We start from the raw sequence: 19,861 nt of genomic DNA on the forward strand, positions 1-19,861 counted from the left end.
TCGTCGACCATGTCGGCCTTGTTCAGGAACACCACGATGTGCGGCACGCCGACCTGACGCGACAGCAGGATGTGCTCGCGGGTCTGCGGCATCGGACCGTCAGCGGCCGAGCACACCAGGATCGCGCCGTCCATCTGCGCCGCACCGGTGATCATGTTCTTGACGTAGTCCGCGTGACCCGGGCAATCCACGTGCGCGTAGTGGCGCGTCGGGGATTCGTATTCCACGTGGGCGGTCGAGATCGTGATGCCGCGCGCCTTCTCTTCCGGCGCCGCGTCGATCGCGTCGTACGCCTTGAACTCGCCGCCGAAGCGCTCTGCGCCGATCTTGGTCAGCGCCGCGGTCAGCGTGGTCTTGCCGTGGTCGACGTGACCGATGGTGCCGACATTGACGTGCGGCTTGGTGCGCTCGAACTTACCCTTGGCCATGGCTGCTTCTTCTCGATGATCGTAGAAAGATTTGACGACTGAATATGGTGCTCACGAAAGGAATCGAACCTTCGACCTCCTCCTTACCAAGGAGGTGCTCTACCGACTGAGCTACGTGAGCGTTGTTCTATTGTGACACAAGCGCGTTCAATGGAGCGGGAGACGGGAATCGAACCCGCACCATCAGCTTGGAAGGCTGAGGTTCTACCGTTGAACTACTCCCGCTACGGGATGCCGCACTGCCACAACAAAATAACTGGTGGAGGGAGGTGGATTCGAACCACCGAAGGCGTAAGCCAGCAGATTTACAGTCTGCCCCCGTTGGCCGCTTGGGTATCCCTCCAACTTACCCACTCGAACCCGGCTGCGAAGCCGAAATCAGAGAGGGGTGAAACAGCCCGCTATTCTTCCCTGACATCCCCGCCTTGTCAACAGTATTTTGACGCGATGTCGAAGGAAATCGTCGTTGCCCGCATGCGCCCGGCCAGGACGCACGCGCGCATCAGACGTTGAAGCGGAAATGCAGGATATCGCCTTCCTGCACGCGGTACTCCTTGCCCTCCAGGCGCAGGCGCCCGGCTTCCTTGGCGCCGGCCTCGCCCTTGTACTTGATGAAGTCGTCGTAGGCGATGGTTTCGGCGCGGATGAAGCCCTTCTCGAAGTCGGTGTGGATCACCGCCGCGGCCTGCGGCGCGGTCGACCCGGCCTTGACCGTCCAGGCGCGCACTTCCTTCACCCCGGCGGTGAAGTAGGTCTGCAGCCCCAACAGGGTGTAGCCGGCACGGATCACCCGGTTCAGGCCCGGCTCGCTCAGGCCCAGGTCGGCCAGGAACGCGTCGCGATCGGCATCGTCGAGTTGCGACAGCTCTTCCTCGATCGCCGCCGACACCGGCACCACTTCGGCCCCCTCGGCCGCGGCATGCGCACGCACCGCATCCAGGTGCGGGTTGTTCTCGAAGCCGTCTTCCAGCACGTTGGCGATGTACATCACCGGCTTGAGGGTGAGCAGGAACAGATCGCGCACCAGCGCCTTCTCCTCCTCGTCCAGGCCAGCGTTGCGCCCGGCCTTGCCCTCTGCCAGCGCGGCCTGCAGCTTGGCCAGCACCGGCTTGCGCGCGGCCGCATCTTTGTCGCCACCCTTGGCCGCGCGCTCGGCGCGGTTGAGCGCCTTCTCGACGCTGTCCAGGTCGGCCAGGGCCAGCTCGGTGTCGATGGTTTCGATGTCGGAGACCGGGTCGACCTTGTTGTTCACGTGGATGATGTCGCCATGCTCGAAGCAGCGCACCACGTGGGTGATCGCATCGACCTCGCGGATGTGCGCCAGGAACTTGTTGCCCAGGCCTTCACCGCTGGCCGCACCGGCGACCAGGCCGGCGATGTCGACGAACTCGACCGCGGTCGGCACGACCTTCTGCGGATTGATGATCGCCGCCAGCGCGTTCAGGCGCGGATCCGGCACCGGCACCACGCCCACGTTCGGCTCGATGGTGCAGAACGGAAAATTGGCCGCGGCGATGCCCGCCTTGGTCAGCGCATTGAACAGGGTCGACTTGCCGACGTTGGGCAGGCCGACGATGCCGCATTTGATGCCCATGTGTGTGATCCGGGATTTGGGATTCGGGATTGGGGATTCGCCAGCCGCGCGGCCACGAATCCCCAATCCCCAATCACGAATCCCTGCTCGTATGCAACCGCTTCATCGCCTCGTTGAAGTCGCCCTGCACGGCCAGCGGCAGCACCGCGATGGCGTCGTCGATGGCGCGATCGATGAGGATCTGGTCGTCCTTGCCGGCACGCCCCAGCACCCACGGCACCACCTTGTCCTTGTGGCCGGGATGGCCGATGCCGATGCGCAGGCGGTGGAAGCCGGCATGCCCGAGCAGGCGGATGGTATCGCGCAGTCCGTTCTGGCCGCCGTGGCCGCCGTCGAACTTGAGCCGCGCCGTGCCCGGCGCCAGGTCCAGTTCGTCGTGCGCCAGCAGCGCCTGCGCCGGTTCGATCTTCCAGAAGCGCAATGCGGCCGTCACCGACTTGCCGCTGAGATTCATGAAGGTGGCCGGCTTCAGCAGCCACACCGCCCGTCCCGCGACCTCGACCTTGGCGGTCTCGCCGAACAGCTTGGCGTCCACGTTCCAGCGCGCGCCGGCCCGTTCGGCCAACGCGTCGACAAAACGAAACCCGGCGTTGTGCCGGGTATTCGCGTGTTCGGCGCCGGGGTTGCCCAGGCCGACGATCAGACGCAGACCAGTCATGCGCAATGCATCGCCGCAGCGCCCGGACCGAAGGCCCGGACGCTGCGCAGGCGATTACTTGCCGTCCTTCTTGGCCGGCTCGGCGGCAGCCGCCGCGTCGGTGGCTTCCGGCTCTTCCTCGACACGGCCGTGCTTGGCGATGACCACCGCCACGTCGTGCTCCTTGCCCAGCTTCAGTTCCGGCAGCTCGACGCCGGCCGGCAGCTTCAGGTCGGACAGGTGGATCACGTCGCCAACCGACAGCGCGGCCAGGTCGACTTCGACGAACTCCGGCAGGTCCTTCGGCAGGCACACCACCTGGATTTCGTTCAGCTCGTGGGTGACGACCACTTCGGCCGACTTGCCGGCCGGGGACACGTCCTCGTTGATGAAGTGCAGCGGCACCGAAGCGTGCAGCGCCTCGTTGTCGTTCACGCGCTGGAAGTCGATGTGCATGATCAGCTGCTTGAACGGGTGACGCTGCATATCGCGCAGCAGCACCTTCTGCACGTCGCCGTTCAGGCTCAGGCTGAGGATGGACGAATAGAACCAGTCGTTCTGGCTGGCCAGCCAGACTTCGTTGTGATCGAGCTGGATGTTGACCGGCTTCAGATCGCCACCGTAGACGATCGCCGGGATCAGGCCGTCGCGACGGAGGCGGCGGCTCGCACCCTTGCCCTCGACTTCGCGGCGCTGCACCTTGATTTCATGCGTGGTTGCCATTTGCGTTTACTACCTTGGTTGAATGAACCGCCTCGCGGCGGTTTGAAGGACTCTTCCGCGACCAGAAGAGTCTGTGTGGAGCAGGGATTGGGGAGTCGGGATTGGGGATTCGCCGAAGCGGCGCTGTTGCGAATCCCGAATTTCGAATCCCCAATCCCCGCCCTGAATCAGTCGACGTACAACGAGCTCACCGACTCGCCGAAGGCGATGCGGCGAATGGTTTCGGCCAGCAGCTCGGCGACGCTGAGCTGACGGATCTTGCCGCAGGCGCGGGCGGCCTCCGACAGCGGAATCGTGTCGGTGACCACCAGTTCGTCCAGCTGCGAATTGCTGATGTTGCTCACCGCCGGGCCGGACAGCACCGCGTGCGTGCAGTACGCCGCAACCTTCAGTGCGCCGCGCTCCTTCAGCGCGGCCGCGGCGGCGCACAGGGTGCCGGCGGTGTCGACGATGTCGTCGACCAGCACGCAGGTCTTGCCCTCGACGTCGCCGATGATGTTCATCACCGTCGACACGTTGGCGCGCGGGCGGCGCTTGTCGATGATCGCCAGGTCCGCGTCGTCCAGGCGCTTGGCCACGGCACGGGCGCGCACCACGCCGCCCACGTCCGGCGACACCACGATCAGGTTGTCGGTGCCGTAGGCGCGCCAGATGTCGGCCAGCAGCAGCGGCGAGGCGTAGACGTTGTCGACCGGGATGTCGAAGAAACCCTGGATCTGGTCGGCGTGCAGGTCGACGGTCAGCACCCGGTCGGTGTTGACCGCACTGAACATCTTGGCCGCAACCTTGGCGGTGATCGGCACGCGCGAGGAACGCATGCGCCGGTCCTGCCGCGAGTAGCCGAAGTACGGCACCACCGCGGTGACGCTGGCGGCGCTGGCGCGCTTGAGCGCGTCGATGATCACCAGCAGCTCCATCAGGTTCTCTGCGCTGGGCGCGCAGGTCGGCTGGATCACGAACACTTCCTGCCGGCGCACGTTCTCCTCGATCTCCACCTGCACTTCGCCGTCGGAGAAGCTGGAGACCATCGCCTTGCCGGGGCGTACGCCCAGCTCGCGGCAGATGCTTTTGGCCAGGGGCTTGTTGGCGTTGCCGGAGAACACCAGCAGGTTGCGTTGGTCTTGCATGAGGGGTCTCTGGGGTGGCTGCAAAGAGCGTGTGGCGGCGAAACGACGTGAATCGGAAAGCGAAGAGAAGCGATGCTTTTCCCATTGAATCCCCGCACATGGAGGTGCGGGCTTTTGCAGAGGGATCTGCATACCTAAATGGCAGGGGCGGTAGGATTCGAACCTACGAATGCCAGGATCAAAACCTGGTGCCTTGGGCCTCTTGGCGACGCCCCTGCGTAAACCTGTTCAAGCTTCCAGCGCGTCGAGCAGCGGCGAACGCGGGACGCCGCCTGCCACCCAGGCGCGCACCCCGTCCGGCAAGTCCGCCAGCGCGCGCACGGCGGCAGCGCGATCGGCGAACTCGACGAAACACCCGCTCCCCGACCCGGTCAGGCGTGGCGTGCCGATCCGCGCGAGCGCCTGGAACGTGGCCTGGACGGCCGGTTCGCGGCGAAGCAGGACCGGCTCGAACGCATTGCCGAGCAGGAAACCTGAAACGAAGTCCGCTATTTTCGCGGGCGCAGCATCCCGCGTCAAATCCGGGGACTGGAACAGCGCCGCGGTGGGCACGTGCACGCCCGGATCGGCCAGCACATACCAGGCCGGCGGCAACCCGAGCGGGGTCAGTCGCTCGCCCACGCCTTCGGCCCAGGCATCGCGCCCGCGCACGAACACCGGCACGTCCGCGCCCAGCGACAGGCCGAGGCCGGCCAGGGCATCCTCGTCCAGCCCTGCGCCCCACAACGCATTCAGCGCCACCAGCGCGGTGGCCGCATCGGACGAGCCGCCACCGAAGCCACCGCCCGCAGGAATGCGCTTTTCGACGCGGATATCCACACCTTGTGCGACATTCGCCGCTTTTTGCAGCAATCGCGCAGCACGCACCAGCAGGTCGTCGGCCTCGGCGACGCCGGCCACGGAGGGCCCGATCCGGGTCACCACGCCGTCCGCGCGCGGCCGCAGGTGCACCGTGTCGCCCCAGTCCAGCAGGCGGAACACGGTCTGCAACTGGTGGTAGCCGTCCGGCCGGCGGCCGGTGATCTGCAGAAACAGGTTCAGCTTCGCCGGGGCCGGCCAGGACGACCAGCCCCCGTCCTTGGCTCCGCTCATGGCGCAGGCACGCTCCAGGCGTCGACCAGCAGGCGCACCTTGGCGTCGCCGTTGCGCGCCTCGATGCGCCGCGGCAGCGCCGGCCGGCCATCGCTGGGCGGGTACCAGTCCTGGAATTCGATCTCCCAGCCCATCTGCCGCAGCGTGTGCGGCCGCCCCTGCGCGTCGTAGTCGACCCGCTCCGGCGCCTGCGCGTCGGTCGCCACCAGCCCGCGCACCCAGTCCGGCAACAGGTTGACCGGAATCTCCCAGCCGGTCGCCTCCAACAGCAGCTGCTCGGCGTTCTCGCCGTCGCGCGGTCCGCCCTCCAGCCCCTCCAGGCGCCCGGCCTCGGAGTGGCTGTCGCCGATCAGGCGCCAGCTCTGCCGGGTCACCGGCGCGCTGAGCTGCACTTCGTACTGCCGTTGCCGCTGCGTCCAGTCGATGCGGCCGCTGCCGCCGTTGCGCCCCTTGGTGATCGCCACCCGGCCCTGGAATGCCCAGTCCGGATGCGCCTGCAGCCACTGCGCGCGCGCCGCTTCGGCCTGCTGCGCAGCGACATCGGGCGTGGCGACGGCGACAGGCGCCGGAGTGCGGGACGGCAGCGCGCTGCAGCCGGCCAGCAGCAGCCCGGCGGCCAGCGCCCAGGCGGTGCGCAGACCGCGCCTCACGGCGCCACCTGTTCCAGGGCGCGGCGCAGCGCGCGGTTGTCCGGATCGAGCTTGCGTGCTTCGTCGAAGTACTTGTTGGCCTCCTCGCGCTTGCCCTGCTCCCACAGCACCTGGCCGATGTGCGCGGCGATCTCCGGATCCTTCACCAGGCTCCAGGCGCGGCGCAGTTGCACCAGCGCCTCCTGGGTCTTGCCCAGCCGATACAGCACCCAGCCGTAGCTGTCGATGATTGCGGCATTGTCGGGATCGGCGGTGCGTGCGCGGTCGATCAGCTGCAGCGCCTCGCGATAGCGCTTGGTGCGGTCGGCCAGGGTGTAGCCGAGCGCGTTCAGCGCCGCCACGTTCTCCGGCTCGGTGACCAGGATCTTGCGCAGGTCGGCCTCGGCGCGGTCGATGCGATCGCGGCGCTCCCACGACAGCCCGCGCGCGTACAGCAGCGCGTTGTCGTCCGGATACGCGGCCAGGCCGCGCTCGAACACCTGCAGCTCGCCGGCGTCGTCGCCGCTGCGCTGGCGCAGTTCCGCCTCCAGCACATACGCGTCGCGGCGCGCGGCATCGTCGGCCTCGGCATCGTCCTGCAGCGCGCGCGCCTCGGCGAAGGCCGCGTCCTTCTGGCCGAGCGCGTACAGCGCACCGGCGGCGCGCAGCCGCGCCTCGCTGCGCAGCGGACCGCCCGGCACGCCGCGGTACCAGTCCACCGCCTCCTGGTTGCGCTTGAGGAACTCGGCGATCTTGCCGAGCAGCAGGCGCCGCTCCGGATCGGGCCGGTCGGCACCCTTGCGCAGCTCGTCGTACAGCGCAGTCAGGGCGGCGTTGTCCTGCAGCTTGGCCAGCATCGAAGCGCGCAGGCCGTAGTTCTGGGTGGTCTGCGGCCCCAGCGCCAGCACCCGCGCCGCGGCGGCGGTGTCGCCGATCGCGTCATAGGCATACGCCAGCGCCGTGCGCAGTTCCGGGTCGCCCGACACCTTGGGTTCCACCCCCTGCAGCAGCGCGCGCGCCTGCTCGGTCTTGCCTGCCTGCTGCAGCTGCGTGGCATGCAGCAGCGCCACGCGCGGCTCCTGCGGGAAGCGCTTGACCAGTTGATCGACGATGCGCTCGGCCAGCTTGGGCTGGTCCAGCCGCAGCGCCAGGCGCCCGAACTCCTGCCAGGCTTCGAGCTGGTCGGGGATGGCATTGGCGTCGAGCAACTGGTCCAGGGCCTTGGCCGCCACCTCCGGATCGCGGTTGCCGCTGACCAGGGCGATCAGGGCAAAACGCCAGCCGCGCGGATCCTTGTCGCGCAGCAAGGCCACCAGCAGGCTGCGCGCCTGGCGCAGGTTGCCGCTGCGCAGGGCCAGCGAAGCCTCGGCGCTGCGCATGGCCAGCGACTCCGGCGCGCGCTGGCGCCACAGCGCCAGGGCCTGGGTGGCAGCGGCGCTGTCGTTGGCCAGCATTGCGATGCGGGTGGCGCGCTCGGCCAGGCCGGCGTCGCCGGGGCTGTCGTTGGCGGCCTGCAGGTACCAGCGCGAGGCATCGGCCAGTTGCCCGGCCTGCAGGGCGAACTCGCCGGCCAGCACCGGCGTCATCACGTCCTGGGCGGGGCTCGGCGCCTTGGCCGCGGCCGGTGCGGCCACGGCGGCGATTGCGGACAGCAGCAGAAAGGTACGGATGCGAATCAGTGCGGGCATCGGAAGCGGCCGGGCCGTAAAATGGGGCCCTGAATGGCCAGCAGCTTATCGCAAGCAACTGAACAGATGACGTTGTGGGTGCTCGGATTGAACCACCAGACCGCGCCGGTCGACCTGCGCGAACGGGTGGCATTCGCCGGCGACGCCTTGCCGCGCGCGCTGCAATCGCTGCGCGCGCTGCCCGACGTCGCCGAGGCGGCGCTGCTGTCCACCTGCAACCGCACCGAGCTGTACGCGATCGCCGGCGATGCGCAACACCTGGCCGATTGGCTGGATTCGCACGCCGCCGGCCTGCACGGCTACCTGTACCAGCACCAGGACGCGGACGCCGTGCGGCATCTGTTCCGCGTCGCCACCGGGCTGGACTCGATGGTGCTGGGCGAGCCGCAGATCCTCGGCCAGGTGAAGGACGCCTGGTCGCTGGCGCGCGAGCACGGGGCGATTGGCAGCCGCCTGGACCGGCTGTTCCAGCAGACCTTCTCGGTGGCCAAGCGCGCGCGCACCGACACCCGGGTCGGCGCCAATCCGGTCTCGGTCGCCTCCACCGCGGTGCGCCTGGCGCAGAGTTCCTTTGCCCGGCTCAGCGAATCCACCGTACTGCTGGTCGGCGCCGGCGAGACCATCGAGCTGGCCGCCAAGCATCTCAGCGAGGGCCGCGTGCGGCGCCTGTTGATCGCCAACCGCACCCTCGCCCACGCACAGGAACTGGCCAGCCGCCACGGCGGCGTGGCGCTGCCGCTGAGCGAGCTGGAGCGTCACCTGCACGAGGCCGACGTGGTGTTCTCGGCCACCGCCGCGCGCGAGCCGGTGGTGACGCGGGCGCAGGTCGAACAGGCGCTGCGCGCGCGCAAGCACAAGCCGATGCTGCTGTTCGACCTGGCGGTGCCGCGCGACATCGAGGCCGGCGTGGCCGACCTGGCCGACGCCTACCTGTACACCGTCGACGACCTGGAGCGCGCGGTCGAGGACAACCGCCGCGGCCGCCGCGAGGCCGCCGAAGCGGCCGAGGCGATCATCGACCTGCAGGTCGTGCGCTACATGGAAGCGCTGCAGGCCAGCACCCGCCAGGCCCCGCTCAAACGCCTGCGCGCGCATGGCGACAGCACCCGCGACGACGTGCTGGCCAAGGCGCGGCAACAACTGGCGCACGGCAAGCCGGCCGACGAGGTGCTGGAGTTCCTCGCCAACACCCTGACCAACCGCCTGCTGCATCCGCCCACCGCGGCCCTGCGCGAGGCGGCGCTGCGCGGCGACGCCGACCTGGCGCGCGCCGCCGAGCGCCTGTTCCCGGAGAAGCCGGGCTATTTCCATCCGATCCTGAAGACCGATGACACCGACCCTGCGCCGTAAGCTGGAGGCGCTGGCCGAGCGTCGCGAAGAACTCGAACGCCTGCTGTCCGACCCCGAGGTGGTGAGCGACAACACGCGCTTCCGCGATTACTCGCGCGAGTTCGCGCAACTGGAGCCGGTCGCCGCCGCGCTGGCCGCCGAGGCGGCGGCCAAGGCCGACCTGGCCTCGGCCGAGGCGATGCGCGCCGATCCGGAACTGCGCGAGCTGGCCGAGGAGGAAATCGCCGCCGCGCAGGCGCGCCTGGGCGAACTGGACGCGGAACTGGCGCTGCTGCTGGTGCCGCGCGATCCGCGCGACGACGGCAACCTGTTCCTGGAAGTGCGCGCCGGCACCGGCGGCGACGAGGCGGCGATCTTCGCCGGCGACCTGTTCCGCATGTACGCGCGCTACGCCGAACGCCAGGGCTGGAAGGTGGAAGTGGAATCGGACAGCCCCGGCGAGCACGGCGGCTACAAGGAGGTCGTGGCGCGCATCGTCGGCCGCGGCGCCTATTCCAAGCTGAAGTTCGAATCCGGCACGCACCGCGTGCAGCGCGTGCCGGCGACCGAATCGCAGGGCCGCATCCACACCTCCGCGGCGACGGTGGCGATCATTCCCGAGGCCGACGACGTGGAGGAGATCGCGATCAACCCGGCCGACCTGAAGATCGACACCTTCCGCTCCTCCGGCGCCGGCGGCCAGCACGTCAACAAGACCGAGTCGGCGATCCGCATCACCCACGTGCCCAGCGGCGTGGTGGTGGAGTGCCAGACCGAGCGCAGCCAGCACGCCAACCGCGACAAGGCGCTGAAGCGGCTGAAGGCGCAGTTGCTGGAGGCCGAGCGCAGCAAGCAGGCCGCGGCCGAGGCGCAGGACCGCAAGCTGCAGGTCGGCAGCGGCGACCGCAGCCAGCGCATCCGCACCTACAACTTTCCGCAGGGCCGCATCACCGACCACCGCGTCGAGGGCCTGACCCTGTACGACCTGCCGAACGTGATCGAGGGCGACCTGGATGCGCTGATCGGGCGCCTGAGCCACGAGCACCAGGTCGACGAGCTCGCGCGCCTGAGCGACAGCCCATGAGCGTGCGCGTGCGCCAAGCCGCTGCGCACGACCTGCCGGCGCTGGCAACGCTGTTCGATGCCTACCGGCAGTTCTATGGGCAGGCGCCGGATGCGGCGACCGCGCACGCCTTCCTCGCCGCGCGCCTGGGCAACGCCGAGTCGGTCGTGCTGCTGGCCGAGCGCGACGCGCAGGCCGCCGGCTTCGTGCAGTTGTATCCGTCCTTCTCCTCGGTGCGGGCGGCGCGGGTGTGGATCCTCAACGATCTGTACGTGGCGCCGGCGCACCGCCGCCACGGCGTGGCGCAGGCGCTGCTGCATGCCGCAGAGCGCCACGCCGCAAACGACGGCGCGGTGCGCATCGTGCTGGAGACCGCGCAGGACAATCTGTCCGCGCAGGCGCTGTACCGCGCCTGCGGCTGGCAGCAGGACCTGAGCGCGCAGCACTACGTCAAGGCGCTGGCGCCGTGAATGCGCGCCGCCCGCAATCGGCCGCGACCGCGACGGCCGCATGAACGGCGGCAGCGACGAACGCCTGCAACTGCAGGCCGCGGTGCGGCGCGATCCGCAGGATTTCCTGGCCTGGGTGATGCTCGCCGACGCCGAACTCGGCGCCGGCGCGGTGGCGGCCGGCGAACAGGCCGCCGCGCGCGCATTGCAGTTGCGCCCCGGGCATCCGGAGGCGCTGGCGCGGCTGGGCCGGGTGCGCTGGACCCAGGGTCGCCATGCCGAGGCGACGCAGGCCCTGCGCCAGGCGCTGCAGCAGGCGCCGCAGCACCCGGGCATCGCGGTGTGGCTGGGCCACGCGCTGGAAGACAGCGGCGAGGCCGAGGCCGCGGCGCAGGCCTACGCGCATGCCCATGCCCTGCTGCCGCAGGAACCGTCGATCGCCGCCTACCTGTTGAACTGGCGGCGCAAGCTGTGCGACTGGCGCGAACTGGACGCGCTGTCGCAGCAGGTGCGCAGCGCGGTGCGGCAAGGGCAGCCGACGATCGAACCGTTCGCCTTCCTCAACGAGGACGCGGGCGCGGACGAGCAACTGCGCTGCGCGCGCAACCGCGCCCAGGCGCTGGCGCGCACCCTCGCACCGCTGCCCGCCACGCAGGTGCGCCGCGATGGCGCGTTGCGCATCGGCTTCCTGTCCAACGGCTTCGGCGCGCATCCCACCGGCCTGCTGACCGTTGCCCTGTTCGAGCGCCTGCGCGCGCACGCCGACCTGCAGGTGTACCTGTTCGCGCTCAACGGCGATGACCGCAGCGCGCTCCGCGCGCGCCTGCAGGCGGCCGCACACGCGTGGCACGAGGTCGCCGGGCAGCCGCACCGGCAGATCGCCCAGCGCATCCGCGACGCCGGCATCGACCTGCTGTTCGATCTGCGCGGCTGGGGTGGCGGCGGCACGCCGGAGGTGCTGGCGCTGCGCCCGGCACCGGTGCAGCTGAACTGGCTGGCCTACCCCGGCACCTCCGGCGCGCCATGGATCGACTACGTGGTCGGCGATGCCTACGCGTTGCCGCCCGCACTGGCCGCGCACTACAGCGAGCGGGTGCTGCGGCTGCCGCGCGCCTTCCAGCCGTCCGACGACACCCGCCCCATCGGCATTCCGCCCGCGCGCCGCGATTGCGGGCTGCCCGAACACGGCACCGTGTTCTGCTGCTTCAACAACAGCTACAAACTCGGCCCACGCAGCATGGCGCGGATGCTGGAGGTGCTGCGCCAGGTACCGGACAGCGTGCTGTGGCTGCTGTCCGGCCCGGGCCAGGCCGATGACCGGCTGCGCGCGGTCGCCGCAGCGGCCGGCGTGGAACCGACGCGCCTGCGCTTCATGCCCAAACTGGCGCATCCGGACTATCTGGCGCGCTACCGGCACGCCGACCTGTTCCTGGACACGCATCCGTACAACGCGCACACCACCGCGTCCGATGCCTTGTGGGCCGGCTGCCCGGTGTTGACCTGCCCCGGCAGCACCTTCGCCGCCCGCGTGGCCGGCAGCCTCAACCATCATCTCGGCCTGGACGAGATGAATGCCGCCGACGACGCGGCGTTCGCCGCCACCGCGGTGCGCCTGGGGCGCGATCCCACGGCGCTGCACGCGTTGCGCGAAAAGCTGCAAGCGCGGCGCGCGGACAGCGGCCTGTTCGACATGCAAGGCTTCGCCGACGACTTCGCCGCGCTGCTGCGCGACACCGCGGCCCGCCACGGCTGGCAAGGCGCAGCCTCGGCCTGATCGCTTGCGCCTGCGCTGCGCGCCGCGGGATGCATCGAGCAGCGCAAGGTACTGGAACGCACTCCTGTTGCCATCGGGGTGGCCGATGCCTCCCCCTGGCATCGCATCCTTCGACCGCACACGACACACCCGGCGAGGAGGACGCGCCATCGCGCAGATCCCACCGATGCGTCACCGGCAGCGGGTGCGAGGCGCTGCGCGTGCATCCCCTTACCTGCGTCTCGCGGATCGCCCCCCGATGCTTGACCTCAAGCGAACTTGAGGTCTGATACTCCGCGCACGCTCCCTGTGCAGATCCCGCGATGTCGCCATCGTTCCCTCACCCGCTGCCCCTTCATCCCACGCCAGCGCGCAGCATGCTGCTCGCCGAGGCGCTCATCCCCGACCGCACCGCGCTGCTCGACTGCGTGCGCGGCCTGTGCGACCACCGACTGCAGGCCCTGACCTGGATGGAATCCCTGGGCGACACCCCCGACCTGCTGTACGCACGCTGCTGCTGCGACGCCGCGCCGGAACTGCATGGGCTGCTGCGCGCGCGCCTGCCGGCGCTACGGCGGACGCTGCGCCGCTACCGGCGCATCCGCAGCGGCGTCTCCGATCCGCACCGGGAAGCGTCCTGCGTGGTGGTCACGCGCGTCCCGACGCGCGATGCGGCATCGGCGCAGCGCCGTGCCGATGCCGCCTTCGCCGCCCTGCAGGACGGCGCGCATGCGCTGCGGGGCCTGATCGCCTCGCACCTCTACCTGTCCGACGATGGCCGCACCCTGCTCGAACGCACCGAGTGGCACAGCGCCGACGCGCAGCGACGCGCACTGCAGCGCGAGCCCGAGCGCCTGCCGCTGGCTGCCGATCGTGCCGCCAACGTACGCCGTTTCCGGCCACGCATGTTGGCGCTGCCATGTGAAGAAAGGACCACCGCCCATGCCCACGCCTGAATCGACAGAGCGCCGTGCCAGCAGGCTTCCCGCCGCAGCCTGCAGGCACGCCGCCTGCGGCCGCTGATCACACTTCCGGCCTTGGCGCCCCGCTCAGGCATTTCCGCTCGGCAGCCAGCATTGCGCGACGTGCCGGCTCGGTCCGCGACGGCCTCCCTTGCCCAACGCAGCCGCGGCTGAAGCAGTGGCGCCGGCAGGCTATACGCCGGCCGGGCGAGCGGCTAGGCTGCCGGCATGAGCGCCAACGCCGACTTCATCGCCTTGAACCTGTGCGTGCTGACCGTCTCGGACACACGCACCCTCGAGCAGGACAGCTCCGGCGACTACCTGGTCGCCGCGCTCGGCGGCGCCGGCCACCGTCTGCATGCGCGGGCGCTGCTGCCGGACGACCGCTACCGGATGCGCGCCACGGTCTCGGCCTGGATCGCCGATCCCGCCGTGGACGGCATCCTGGTCACGGGCGGCACCGGCTTCACCGGCCGCGACTCCACGCCCGAGGCGCTGCTGCCGCTGCTGGACAAGGAGATGCCCGGGTTCGGCGAACTGTTCCGCGCGATCAGCGTCGAGGAGATCGGCACCTCCTCCCTGCAGTCGCGCGCCTTCGCCGGCCTGGTCAACGCCACCTTCCTGTTCTGCCTGCCCGGCTCCACCTCGGCCTGCCGCACCGCCTGGGAGCGGATCATCGCCGCGCAACTGGATGCCCGCACCCGCCCCTGCAATCTGGCGACGCTGCGCCCGCGACTGAAGGAATGACCTGGACTCGCGCATGCCCCTGGATACCACGTTGCGTCTGCTGGCCAAGGCCAGCGGCATGAGCGCCGCGGACATCGCCGCGGCCATTCCGCGCGCCGGCGCGGCCACGGTCAAAGCCTGGATGGCCGGCGAGAAACTGCCCGGACGCGCCCAGCTCACCGCCTTGGCGCGCACCTTCGGCGTCCCCGCCGGCGCGCTGCTCGGCGAACTGGCCAGCCAACTGGACCCGGCGCGCACCCGCGGCGAACACGACCTGCTGCAGGCCTACCGCGCCCTCGATGCCCGCCAGCAGGGCGCGCTGCTGGAAGTGGCGCGCAGCATGGCCGGCACCGGCACCCGCAAGCGGAGCAGCAAATGAGTCACCTCAAGCGCAAGCAGTACAAGGCCCTGATGCAACCGCTGCAGCTGGAGCTGATGGCGATGGCGCAGGCGGTGCAGCACAGCGGCGAGCGCGTGCTGGTCCTGTTCGAAGGCCGCGATACCGCCGGCAAGGGCGGCGCGATCCAGGCCATCGCCGAACACCTCAACCCACGCCAATGCCGCGTGGTGGCCCTGCCCAAGCCGACCGACCGCGAAACCACGCAGTGGTATTTCCAGCGCCACATCGCGCACCTGCCGGCCGCCGGCGAGATCGTGCTGATGGACCGCAGCTGGTACAACCGCGCCGGCGTGGAACGGGTCATGGGCTACTGCAGCGACGCCGAGTACCACGCCTTCCTGCGCCAGACCCCGCTGTTCGAGCGGTTGTTGGTGGACGACGGTATCCGCCTGTTCAAGTACTGGCTGTGCGTGGACCAGGCGCAGCAGGAAAAGCGCTTCGCCGAGCGCCTGCACGACCCGCTGAAGGGCTGGAAACTGTCGCCGGTGGACCTGAAGTCGCGCAGCCAGTACGCCGACTACACCCGCGCCCGCGAAGCGATGCTGGAAGCCACCCACCGCGACTACGCGCCGTGGACCCTGGTCGATTTCAACGACCAGAAGCGCGGCCGCCTGACCCTGATCCGGCACCTGCTCGACCAGTTGCCGGAAACCCGCCTGCACGAACCGGACCTGGACCTGCCGCCGCTGAAGCACAAGCTGCACAAGGAAAAGTTCGGACTGCTGCAGCCGATTCCCTCGTATGGGGTCGGGAGTGGGGATTAGGGAGGGGATTGGTTGAACGCATGCGGCGTGCAGCTCGTCGAGCTTCGACAGTGCGTCGCTGGGCACGCGGTTAGCGGTTTCGGGAAAGCGCGTCGCGGCTGAAGCCGCTCCTACGCTGGATCCCGGCCACGGCGCCTGCTGCCTCCTGTAGGAGCGACTTCAGCCGCGACGGGCGGCACCATCCAAGCCTCTCGTCGCCCAAGGCGTCGGGACTGAAATCCCTCCCACAAGGAAAGCGCTGCGCTTCCGACGCATCGGAGGGCGGTGCGGGCACACCCGCAGCGCCAGCACGGGTCGGCTTTCCGAGTCGCGGCTGAAGCCGCTCCTACGGCGGCTCCGCGGCCCAGCGGCGATCGGACGGCGACACCATGCGCACGCACGGAAGTAGACATCCCCAATCCCCAATCCCGGGCGGCGGCCGCGCCACCCAGGCCACTGACAGCCTCAGCCCGCCGCCTTCGCCTTGCCCTGCCCCGGCGCCGGACCACCGGCGGCGGCGATCGCGGTTTCGATGTCGTGGGCGGTGACTGGCCCCAGGAACTGCTTGGCGACCTTGCCATCGGGCGCGATCAGGTAGGTCATCGGCAGGCCGCGCGGGGTGGCGAAATCGGCCGGCGGCGCGTAGGTGTCGACGATGACGATCGGGTAGGCCACCGGATGCTGCTTCAGGAAGGCCTGCATCTCCGCCGGCTCGATGTCCTCGTAGGCCAGGCCCACCACCTCGATGTTGTCGCGCATCACGTGCAGGGCCGACAACTCCGGCATCTCCTTCAGGCACGGCGCGCACCAGGTGGCCCAGAAATTCACCACCACCCACTGCCCGCGATGCGCGGCCAGGTCGTACTCACGCCCGTCCACCGCCTTCATCTTCAGGGTCGGCTCGGGGCGGGTCTCCTGCACCACCGATGGTCCAGCCGCCGGCGCGGCGGGCGCTTCCGGTGCTGCCGGCGCCTTGGGCGCGGCGGACGGCGCGGTGGTCGCGGCGCCGTCGGCCAGCTTGGGCGTGGGCTGGCGGTCGCAGCCGGCCAGCAACGCGGCGGCGGCGAACAGCGGGAACAGCAGGCGCATGGCGGTCATGCAAGGTCTCCGATCTCGGTGTAGAGGTCGCCGACACGACGCTTGAGCACGTCGCGCAGCGGCAGGCGCAGTTCGTCCAGCGCGCGGCAGGCCGCCTGGCCCAGGGCGTCGTCGCGGCACGGCAGATAGCTTTCGACGACGGGGATGCGCAACTGGCAATTCTCGTACAGTTCGGCCACCGGCAGGTCGCTCAGGTCGCGGGCCAGCAGCCAGTCGCCTTGTTCGGTGCGGCGGAGCAGACGGATGCGTTCCAGCTCGCACAGCAGTTGCTGCATCAGCGAGTCGGTCAGCATCGGCTCCAACTGCAGGATCTGGTCCTCCTGCAGTCCGCTGCCCTGCTTGCGTGCCTGCGCGAAGCGCCCGAGCAGGCGCAGCAGGCCGTAGATCTCGTAGCCGGCCGGCAGGCGCATCGAGGCCGGCTGGTAGCGGAAGGCGGCGATCGAGGACGACACCGAGGCGCCGAGCAGGATCGCGATCCAGCTCAGGTAGATCCACAGCAGGAAGATCGGCACGAACGCGACCGTGCCGTAGATGCGCTGGTACGACTGGAAGCTGCCCAGGTACAGACTCAGGCCCCACTTCACCAGTTCCAGCAGCAGCACCGCCAGCAGCGCGCCCGGCACCGCATGGCGCAGCTTGACCGTGTGGTGCGGCACCACCCGGTACACCAGGGTGATGCAGACGAATTCGATCAGCACCGGCGCCACGCTCAGTACTACCTGCGCCAGCAGCCGGCCCTCGCTGGTCTTGAACAGCGGCAGCGCGAAGAACCGCGCCGACACCGCCAGCGACGCCGCGGCCAGCAGCGCACCAAGGGTCAGCACCGTCCAGTACACCAGGAAGCGGGTCAGTTGCGGCCGCGCCGAGACCACCCGCCAGATCTGGTTGAAGGTCTGCTCGACGCTGTTGAGGGTGATCAGCAGCGAGACCACCAGCGCGATCACGCCGGCGGTGGTCAGTTGCCCGGCACTGGCCGAGAACTGCCGCAGGTAGGACTCCACCGAGCGCGCCGCGGCCGGCACGAAGTTGGAGAAGATGTAGTCGCTGAGCTGGTCGCTCCACTTGTCGAACACCGGGAACGCCGACAGCACCCCGAACACCACCACCGCCAACGGCACCAGCGCAAAGATGGTGGTGTAGGCCAGCGAGGCCGCGGCCTGGAACAGGCGGTCGTCGATGAAGCGCCGCCACAGGAAGCCGGCGAAGCTGCGCATGCGCGCGCGGTCGCGCAGGCGGTCGGCCCAGAGGTTGACGGTGTCCAGCGGCTGCATCGGGCAAGGGTACCCGATGCGCATGGACGCCGGCATCGTCGATACTGGCGGCCGTTCCGATCCACGAGAGGGCCGCATGGCCGAGATTCTGGTCCTGTACTACAGCCGCGGCGGCTCGGTGGCGCGCCTGGCACGGCAGATCGCGCGCGGCGTCGGCGAAGTGCCGGGCATGAGCGCGCGCCTGCGCACCGTGCCGCCGGTGGCGGCGGTCACCCAGACCAGCGCACCGCCGGTGCCCGACAGCGGCGCGCCGTACGTGGATGCCAGCGACCTGCGCGAATGCGTGGGCCTGGCACTGGGCAGCCCGACCCGTTTCGGCAACATGGCCGCGCCGGTCAAGCACTTCATCGACGGCCTCGGCGCCGACTGGGCCAGCGGCACCCTCGCCGGCAAGCCGGCGGCGGTGTTCACCTCGACCGCCTCCCTGCACGGCGGCCAGGAAGCCACCCTGCTGTCGATGCATCTGCCGCTACTGCACCACGGTTGCCTGATCGTCGGCATCCCCTACACCGAACCGCTGCTCAGCAGCACCCGCAGCGGCGGCACGCCCTATGGCGCCAGCCACGTCGCCGGCGCCGACGACGACCCGCAACCCAGCGAGGAAGAAGCGCAGCTGGCGCGCGCGCTCGGCCGACGCCTGGCCGACATCGCGCAACGACTGGCGGCGCCATGAGTGGTGGGCGCCTGCGGGTAGCGTTAGGGGTGGCGCTGCTGGCGCTGGCGGCGCTGTTCGCGGCCTGGTTCCACGACGATCGTCACCGTCTGGCCGCCCTGCTGGTGTTCGCGCTGCCGCCGCTGCTGCTCGCCGTGGGCGTGCTGCGCGGCTCGGCGCTGGCGCGATTCTGGAGCGGCGTCGGCGCGCTGCTGTGGTTCAGCCACGGGGTGATGACCGCCTGGAGCCACCCGCCGCAGCGCGGCTACGGCTGGGCCGAACTGCTGCTGGCGCTGCTGGTGGTGGGCCTGTCCAGCGCGCCAGGCATCCGCGCGCGTTTCGCCCGCCGCCGTGGCGCGGCCGGGCGCGACTGAGCGGCCGCACCGCCGCGCCCGGTATCATGGACGGCCTGCGCGGCCACGCCCGCGTCCCGACATGCTTCTAGGAACGGCAATGGAAGAACTCCTGATCGTCACCACCGGCGGCACGATCGACAAGATCTACTTCGACGACAAGTCCGACTATCAGATCGGCGACCCGCAGATCGGCCAGATCCTCAAGGAACTGGGCGTGACCTTCCGCTTCACCGTGATCCCGATCATCCGCAAGGATTCGCTGCACATCACCGACGAAGACCGCGAACTGATCCGCGCCACCATCGCCGCGCAGTCCGCGCGCCATGTGCTGATCACCCACGGCACCGACTCGATGGTGCAGACCGGCAAGGTGCTGCAGGCGATCGAAGGCAAGACCATCGTGATGACCGGTGCGCTGAACCCGGCCCGCTTCCGCGGCTCCGACGCCGAGTTCAACATCGGCTGCGCGGTGGGTGCGGTGCAGTCGCTGCCGGCCGGCGTCTACATCGCCATGAACGGGCGCATCTGGGACCCGCAGAAGGTGCGCAAGAACGTGGCGGCCAACCGCTTCGAAGCCGCCTGAGCGACCGCGATGTCCAAGGCCACACGCGCAACCACGGCGTTGGACGCGGCCGGCATCGCGTACCGGCTGCATCCGTACGACTACGCCGCCGAGGCTGGCGCCAAGGGCCTGCAGGCCGCGCAGGCGCTGGGCCTGCCGCCGGAGCGGGTACTGAAGAGCCTGATGGCCTGGGTCGACACGCGCGCGGTCTGCGTGGTGGTGCCATCCGACCGCCGCGTGCAGCTGAAGAAGCTGGCCGCCGCCGCGGGCGGCAAGGCCGCGCGGATGATGGAGGCTGCCGAGGCCGAGCGCCGCACCGGCTACAAGGTCGGCGGCATCAGTCCGCTGGGCCAGCAGCGGCCGGCGCCGGTGCTGATCGAGCAATCGGCGCTGGGCGCGGGCAGCGTGTGGTTCAACGCCGGGCAACGCGGCCTGCTGCTGGAGATGGAGGCCGCGCAGGTGCTCGACGCGCTGCAGGCGCGTGCCTGCGATCTGTGCGAGTAATGGCGACATCGGAGCGGGTGACGTAGATCGCGATCCTGCCCATCGCCGCGCCGGACAGCGCCTGCGCCGTGGCAT

General features: G+C 69.9%; 22 protein-coding genes and 4 tRNA genes. 12 read left to right on the top strand and 14 right to left on the bottom strand.

What is annotated here, in order from left to right:
- The 12 genes from FHR56_RS00005 to FHR56_RS00060 all read right to left on the bottom strand — a co-directional run.
- Positions 1-428, bottom strand: a 428-nt coding sequence (locus FHR56_RS00005) for a GTP-binding protein (protein WP_184502332.1), incomplete at its 3' end; no start/stop codon positions are given.
- A gap of 45 nt (positions 429-473) precedes the next feature.
- Positions 474-549: transfer RNA gene (locus tag FHR56_RS00010), tRNA-Thr, on the bottom strand.
- 30 nt (positions 550-579) lie between these two features.
- Positions 580-653: transfer RNA gene (locus FHR56_RS00015), tRNA-Gly, on the bottom strand.
- A 32-nt stretch (positions 654-685) separates the two neighbouring features.
- A tRNA-Tyr gene (locus FHR56_RS00020) sits at positions 686-771 on the bottom strand.
- A gap of 159 nt (positions 772-930) precedes the next feature.
- The gene (gene ychF / locus FHR56_RS00025) at positions 931-2,022 is read right to left on the bottom strand and encodes a redox-regulated ATPase YchF (protein WP_184502333.1); all 1,092 of its coding nucleotides are present in this window, start codon (positions 2,020-2,022) and stop codon (positions 931-933) included.
- A 73-nt stretch (positions 2,023-2,095) separates the two neighbouring features.
- Positions 2,096-2,680, bottom strand: coding sequence for an aminoacyl-tRNA hydrolase (gene pth / locus FHR56_RS00030; RefSeq protein ID WP_184502334.1), 585 nt, complete (start codon positions 2,678-2,680; stop codon positions 2,096-2,098).
- Between the two features lie 54 nt (positions 2,681-2,734).
- The gene (locus tag FHR56_RS00035; protein WP_017907366.1) at positions 2,735-3,382 is read right to left on the bottom strand and encodes a 50S ribosomal protein L25/general stress protein Ctc; all 648 of its coding nucleotides are present in this window, start codon (positions 3,380-3,382) and stop codon (positions 2,735-2,737) included.
- Positions 3,383-3,549: 167 nt separating this feature from the next.
- Complete coding sequence (locus FHR56_RS00040) at positions 3,550-4,509, bottom strand: ribose-phosphate diphosphokinase (RefSeq protein ID WP_184502335.1); 960 nt, start codon at positions 4,507-4,509, stop codon at positions 3,550-3,552.
- A gap of 139 nt (positions 4,510-4,648) precedes the next feature.
- Positions 4,649-4,725 (bottom strand) — tRNA-Gln (locus FHR56_RS00045).
- Positions 4,726-4,737: 12 nt separating this feature from the next.
- The gene (gene ispE, locus FHR56_RS00050; protein ID WP_184502336.1) at positions 4,738-5,601 is read right to left on the bottom strand and encodes a 4-(cytidine 5'-diphospho)-2-C-methyl-D-erythritol kinase; all 864 of its coding nucleotides are present in this window, start codon (positions 5,599-5,601) and stop codon (positions 4,738-4,740) included.
- On the bottom strand, positions 5,598-6,251 hold the full coding sequence (gene lolB, locus FHR56_RS00055; protein WP_184502337.1) for a lipoprotein insertase outer membrane protein LolB: 654 nt from the start codon (positions 6,249-6,251) through the stop codon (positions 5,598-5,600). Before lolB ends, ispE begins: the two co-directional genes overlap by 4 nt.
- Entirely contained in the window at positions 6,248-7,918 is a 1,671-nt protein-coding gene (locus tag FHR56_RS00060; protein ID WP_184502338.1) for a tetratricopeptide repeat protein, read from the bottom strand. The genes lolB and FHR56_RS00060 overlap by 4 nt, the downstream gene beginning before the upstream one ends.
- A gap of 66 nt (positions 7,919-7,984) precedes the next feature.
- Between FHR56_RS00060 and hemA the strand changes: the two genes are divergently transcribed.
- The 8 genes from hemA to ppk2 all read left to right on the top strand — a co-directional run bounded on the left by hemA (position 7,985) and on the right by ppk2 (position 15,364).
- Positions 7,985-9,268 carry a glutamyl-tRNA reductase gene (gene hemA / locus FHR56_RS00065; protein WP_184502339.1) on the top strand — a complete coding sequence of 428 codons (1,284 nt, stop codon included), beginning with the start codon at positions 7,985-7,987 and terminating at the stop codon, positions 9,266-9,268.
- Positions 9,246-10,331, top strand: a complete 1,086-nt coding sequence (prfA, locus tag FHR56_RS00070; protein ID WP_184502340.1) for a peptide chain release factor 1 — start codon at positions 9,246-9,248, stop codon at positions 10,329-10,331. The genes hemA and prfA overlap by 23 nt, the downstream gene beginning before the upstream one ends.
- Entirely contained in the window at positions 10,328-10,780 is a 453-nt protein-coding gene (locus FHR56_RS00075) for a GNAT family N-acetyltransferase (protein ID WP_184502341.1), read from the top strand. Before prfA ends, FHR56_RS00075 begins: the two co-directional genes overlap by 4 nt.
- Positions 10,781-10,820: 40 nt before the next feature.
- On the top strand, positions 10,821-12,533 hold the full coding sequence (locus FHR56_RS00080) for a tetratricopeptide repeat protein (protein WP_184502342.1): 1,713 nt from the start codon (positions 10,821-10,823) through the stop codon (positions 12,531-12,533).
- Positions 12,534-12,889: 356 nt separating this feature from the next.
- Complete coding sequence (locus tag FHR56_RS00085) at positions 12,890-13,468, top strand: hypothetical protein (RefSeq protein ID WP_184502343.1); 579 nt, start codon at positions 12,890-12,892, stop codon at positions 13,466-13,468.
- A 234-nt stretch (positions 13,469-13,702) separates the two neighbouring features.
- A complete protein-coding gene (moaB, locus tag FHR56_RS00090; RefSeq protein ID WP_184502344.1) occupies positions 13,703-14,221 on the top strand; it encodes a molybdenum cofactor biosynthesis protein B in 519 nt (172 codons plus the stop codon).
- A 13-nt stretch (positions 14,222-14,234) separates the two neighbouring features.
- Positions 14,235-14,579 (top strand): helix-turn-helix domain-containing protein, encoded by a 345-nt coding sequence (locus FHR56_RS00095; protein ID WP_010341252.1) that lies wholly within the window; start codon positions 14,235-14,237, stop codon positions 14,577-14,579.
- Positions 14,576-15,364 (top strand): polyphosphate kinase 2, encoded by a 789-nt coding sequence (gene ppk2 / locus FHR56_RS00100; protein ID WP_184502345.1) that lies wholly within the window; start codon positions 14,576-14,578, stop codon positions 15,362-15,364. The genes FHR56_RS00095 and ppk2 overlap by 4 nt, the downstream gene beginning before the upstream one ends.
- A 444-nt stretch (positions 15,365-15,808) precedes the next feature.
- Here the strand turns inward: ppk2 and FHR56_RS00105 are convergent, their stop codons facing one another.
- Positions 15,809-16,432 (bottom strand): TlpA disulfide reductase family protein, encoded by a 624-nt coding sequence (locus FHR56_RS00105; RefSeq protein ID WP_260400264.1) that lies wholly within the window; start codon positions 16,430-16,432, stop codon positions 15,809-15,811.
- Positions 16,433-16,437: 5 nt separating this feature from the next.
- The gene (locus tag FHR56_RS00110; RefSeq protein ID WP_184502570.1) at positions 16,438-17,712 is read right to left on the bottom strand and encodes a YihY family inner membrane protein; all 1,275 of its coding nucleotides are present in this window, start codon (positions 17,710-17,712) and stop codon (positions 16,438-16,440) included.
- A gap of 76 nt (positions 17,713-17,788) precedes the next feature.
- On the opposite strand from FHR56_RS00110, the gene wrbA reads away from it, so the two are divergent.
- The 4 genes from wrbA to ybaK all read left to right on the top strand — a co-directional run bounded on the left by wrbA (position 17,789) and on the right by ybaK (position 19,786).
- Positions 17,789-18,385: an NAD(P)H:quinone oxidoreductase gene (gene wrbA, locus FHR56_RS00115; RefSeq protein WP_184502346.1), complete on the top strand. Its 597-nt coding sequence runs from the start codon at positions 17,789-17,791 to the stop codon at positions 18,383-18,385.
- Positions 18,382-18,738: a DUF2069 domain-containing protein gene (locus tag FHR56_RS00120; protein ID WP_184502347.1), complete on the top strand. Its 357-nt coding sequence runs from the start codon at positions 18,382-18,384 to the stop codon at positions 18,736-18,738. Before wrbA ends, FHR56_RS00120 begins: the two co-directional genes overlap by 4 nt.
- A gap of 79 nt (positions 18,739-18,817) precedes the next feature.
- Positions 18,818-19,303 carry an asparaginase domain-containing protein gene (locus tag FHR56_RS00125; protein ID WP_017909075.1) on the top strand — a complete coding sequence of 162 codons (486 nt, stop codon included), beginning with the start codon at positions 18,818-18,820 and terminating at the stop codon, positions 19,301-19,303.
- 9 nt (positions 19,304-19,312) lie between these two features.
- Complete coding sequence (gene ybaK / locus FHR56_RS00130; protein ID WP_184502348.1) at positions 19,313-19,786, top strand: Cys-tRNA(Pro) deacylase; 474 nt, start codon at positions 19,313-19,315, stop codon at positions 19,784-19,786.
- Positions 19,787-19,861: the final 75 nt, after the last annotated feature.

It is taken from the genome of Xanthomonas sp. F10 (assembly GCF_014206815.1).
Lineage (GTDB): Bacteria > Pseudomonadota > Gammaproteobacteria > Xanthomonadales > Xanthomonadaceae > Xanthomonas_A > Xanthomonas_A indica.

Bases quoted from the DNA above. Each gene is read 5' to 3' on its own strand.
- wrbA (WP_184502346.1), top strand. From the start codon at position 17,789: ATGGCCGAGATTCTGGTCCTGTACTACAGCCGCGGCGGCTCGGTGGCG.
- FHR56_RS00095 (WP_010341252.1), top strand. From the start codon at position 14,235: ATGCCCCTGGATACCACGTTGCGTCTGCTGGCCAAGGCCAGCGGCATG.
- FHR56_RS00040 (WP_184502335.1), bottom strand. From the start codon at position 4,509: ATGCAAGACCAACGCAACCTGCTGGTGTTCTCCGGCAACGCCAACAAG.
- FHR56_RS00120 (WP_184502347.1), top strand. From the start codon at position 18,382: ATGAGTGGTGGGCGCCTGCGGGTAGCGTTAGGGGTGGCGCTGCTGGCG.
- FHR56_RS00125 (WP_017909075.1), top strand. From the start codon at position 18,818: ATGGAAGAACTCCTGATCGTCACCACCGGCGGCACGATCGACAAGATC.
- FHR56_RS00110 (WP_184502570.1), bottom strand. From the start codon at position 17,712: ATGCAGCCGCTGGACACCGTCAACCTCTGGGCCGACCGCCTGCGCGAC.
- FHR56_RS00105 (WP_260400264.1), bottom strand. From the start codon at position 16,432: ATGCGCCTGCTGTTCCCGCTGTTCGCCGCCGCCGCGTTGCTGGCCGGC.
- ybaK (WP_184502348.1), top strand. From the start codon at position 19,313: ATGTCCAAGGCCACACGCGCAACCACGGCGTTGGACGCGGCCGGCATC.
- ispE (WP_184502336.1), bottom strand. From the start codon at position 5,601: ATGAGCGGAGCCAAGGACGGGGGCTGGTCGTCCTGGCCGGCCCCGGCG.
- FHR56_RS00035 (WP_017907366.1), bottom strand. From the start codon at position 3,382: ATGGCAACCACGCATGAAATCAAGGTGCAGCGCCGCGAAGTCGAGGGC.
- moaB (WP_184502344.1), top strand. From the start codon at position 13,703: ATGAGCGCCAACGCCGACTTCATCGCCTTGAACCTGTGCGTGCTGACC.
- ychF (WP_184502333.1), bottom strand. From the start codon at position 2,022: ATGGGCATCAAATGCGGCATCGTCGGCCTGCCCAACGTCGGCAAGTCG.
- hemA (WP_184502339.1), top strand. From the start codon at position 7,985: ATGACGTTGTGGGTGCTCGGATTGAACCACCAGACCGCGCCGGTCGAC.
- FHR56_RS00085 (WP_184502343.1), top strand. From the start codon at position 12,890: ATGCTGCTCGCCGAGGCGCTCATCCCCGACCGCACCGCGCTGCTCGAC.
- FHR56_RS00060 (WP_184502338.1), bottom strand. From the start codon at position 7,918: ATGCCCGCACTGATTCGCATCCGTACCTTTCTGCTGCTGTCCGCAATC.
- ppk2 (WP_184502345.1), top strand. From the start codon at position 14,576: ATGAGTCACCTCAAGCGCAAGCAGTACAAGGCCCTGATGCAACCGCTG.
- FHR56_RS00080 (WP_184502342.1), top strand. From the start codon at position 10,821: ATGAACGGCGGCAGCGACGAACGCCTGCAACTGCAGGCCGCGGTGCGG.
- prfA (WP_184502340.1), top strand. From the start codon at position 9,246: ATGACACCGACCCTGCGCCGTAAGCTGGAGGCGCTGGCCGAGCGTCGC.
- pth (WP_184502334.1), bottom strand. From the start codon at position 2,680: ATGACTGGTCTGCGTCTGATCGTCGGCCTGGGCAACCCCGGCGCCGAA.
- FHR56_RS00075 (WP_184502341.1), top strand. From the start codon at position 10,328: ATGAGCGTGCGCGTGCGCCAAGCCGCTGCGCACGACCTGCCGGCGCTG.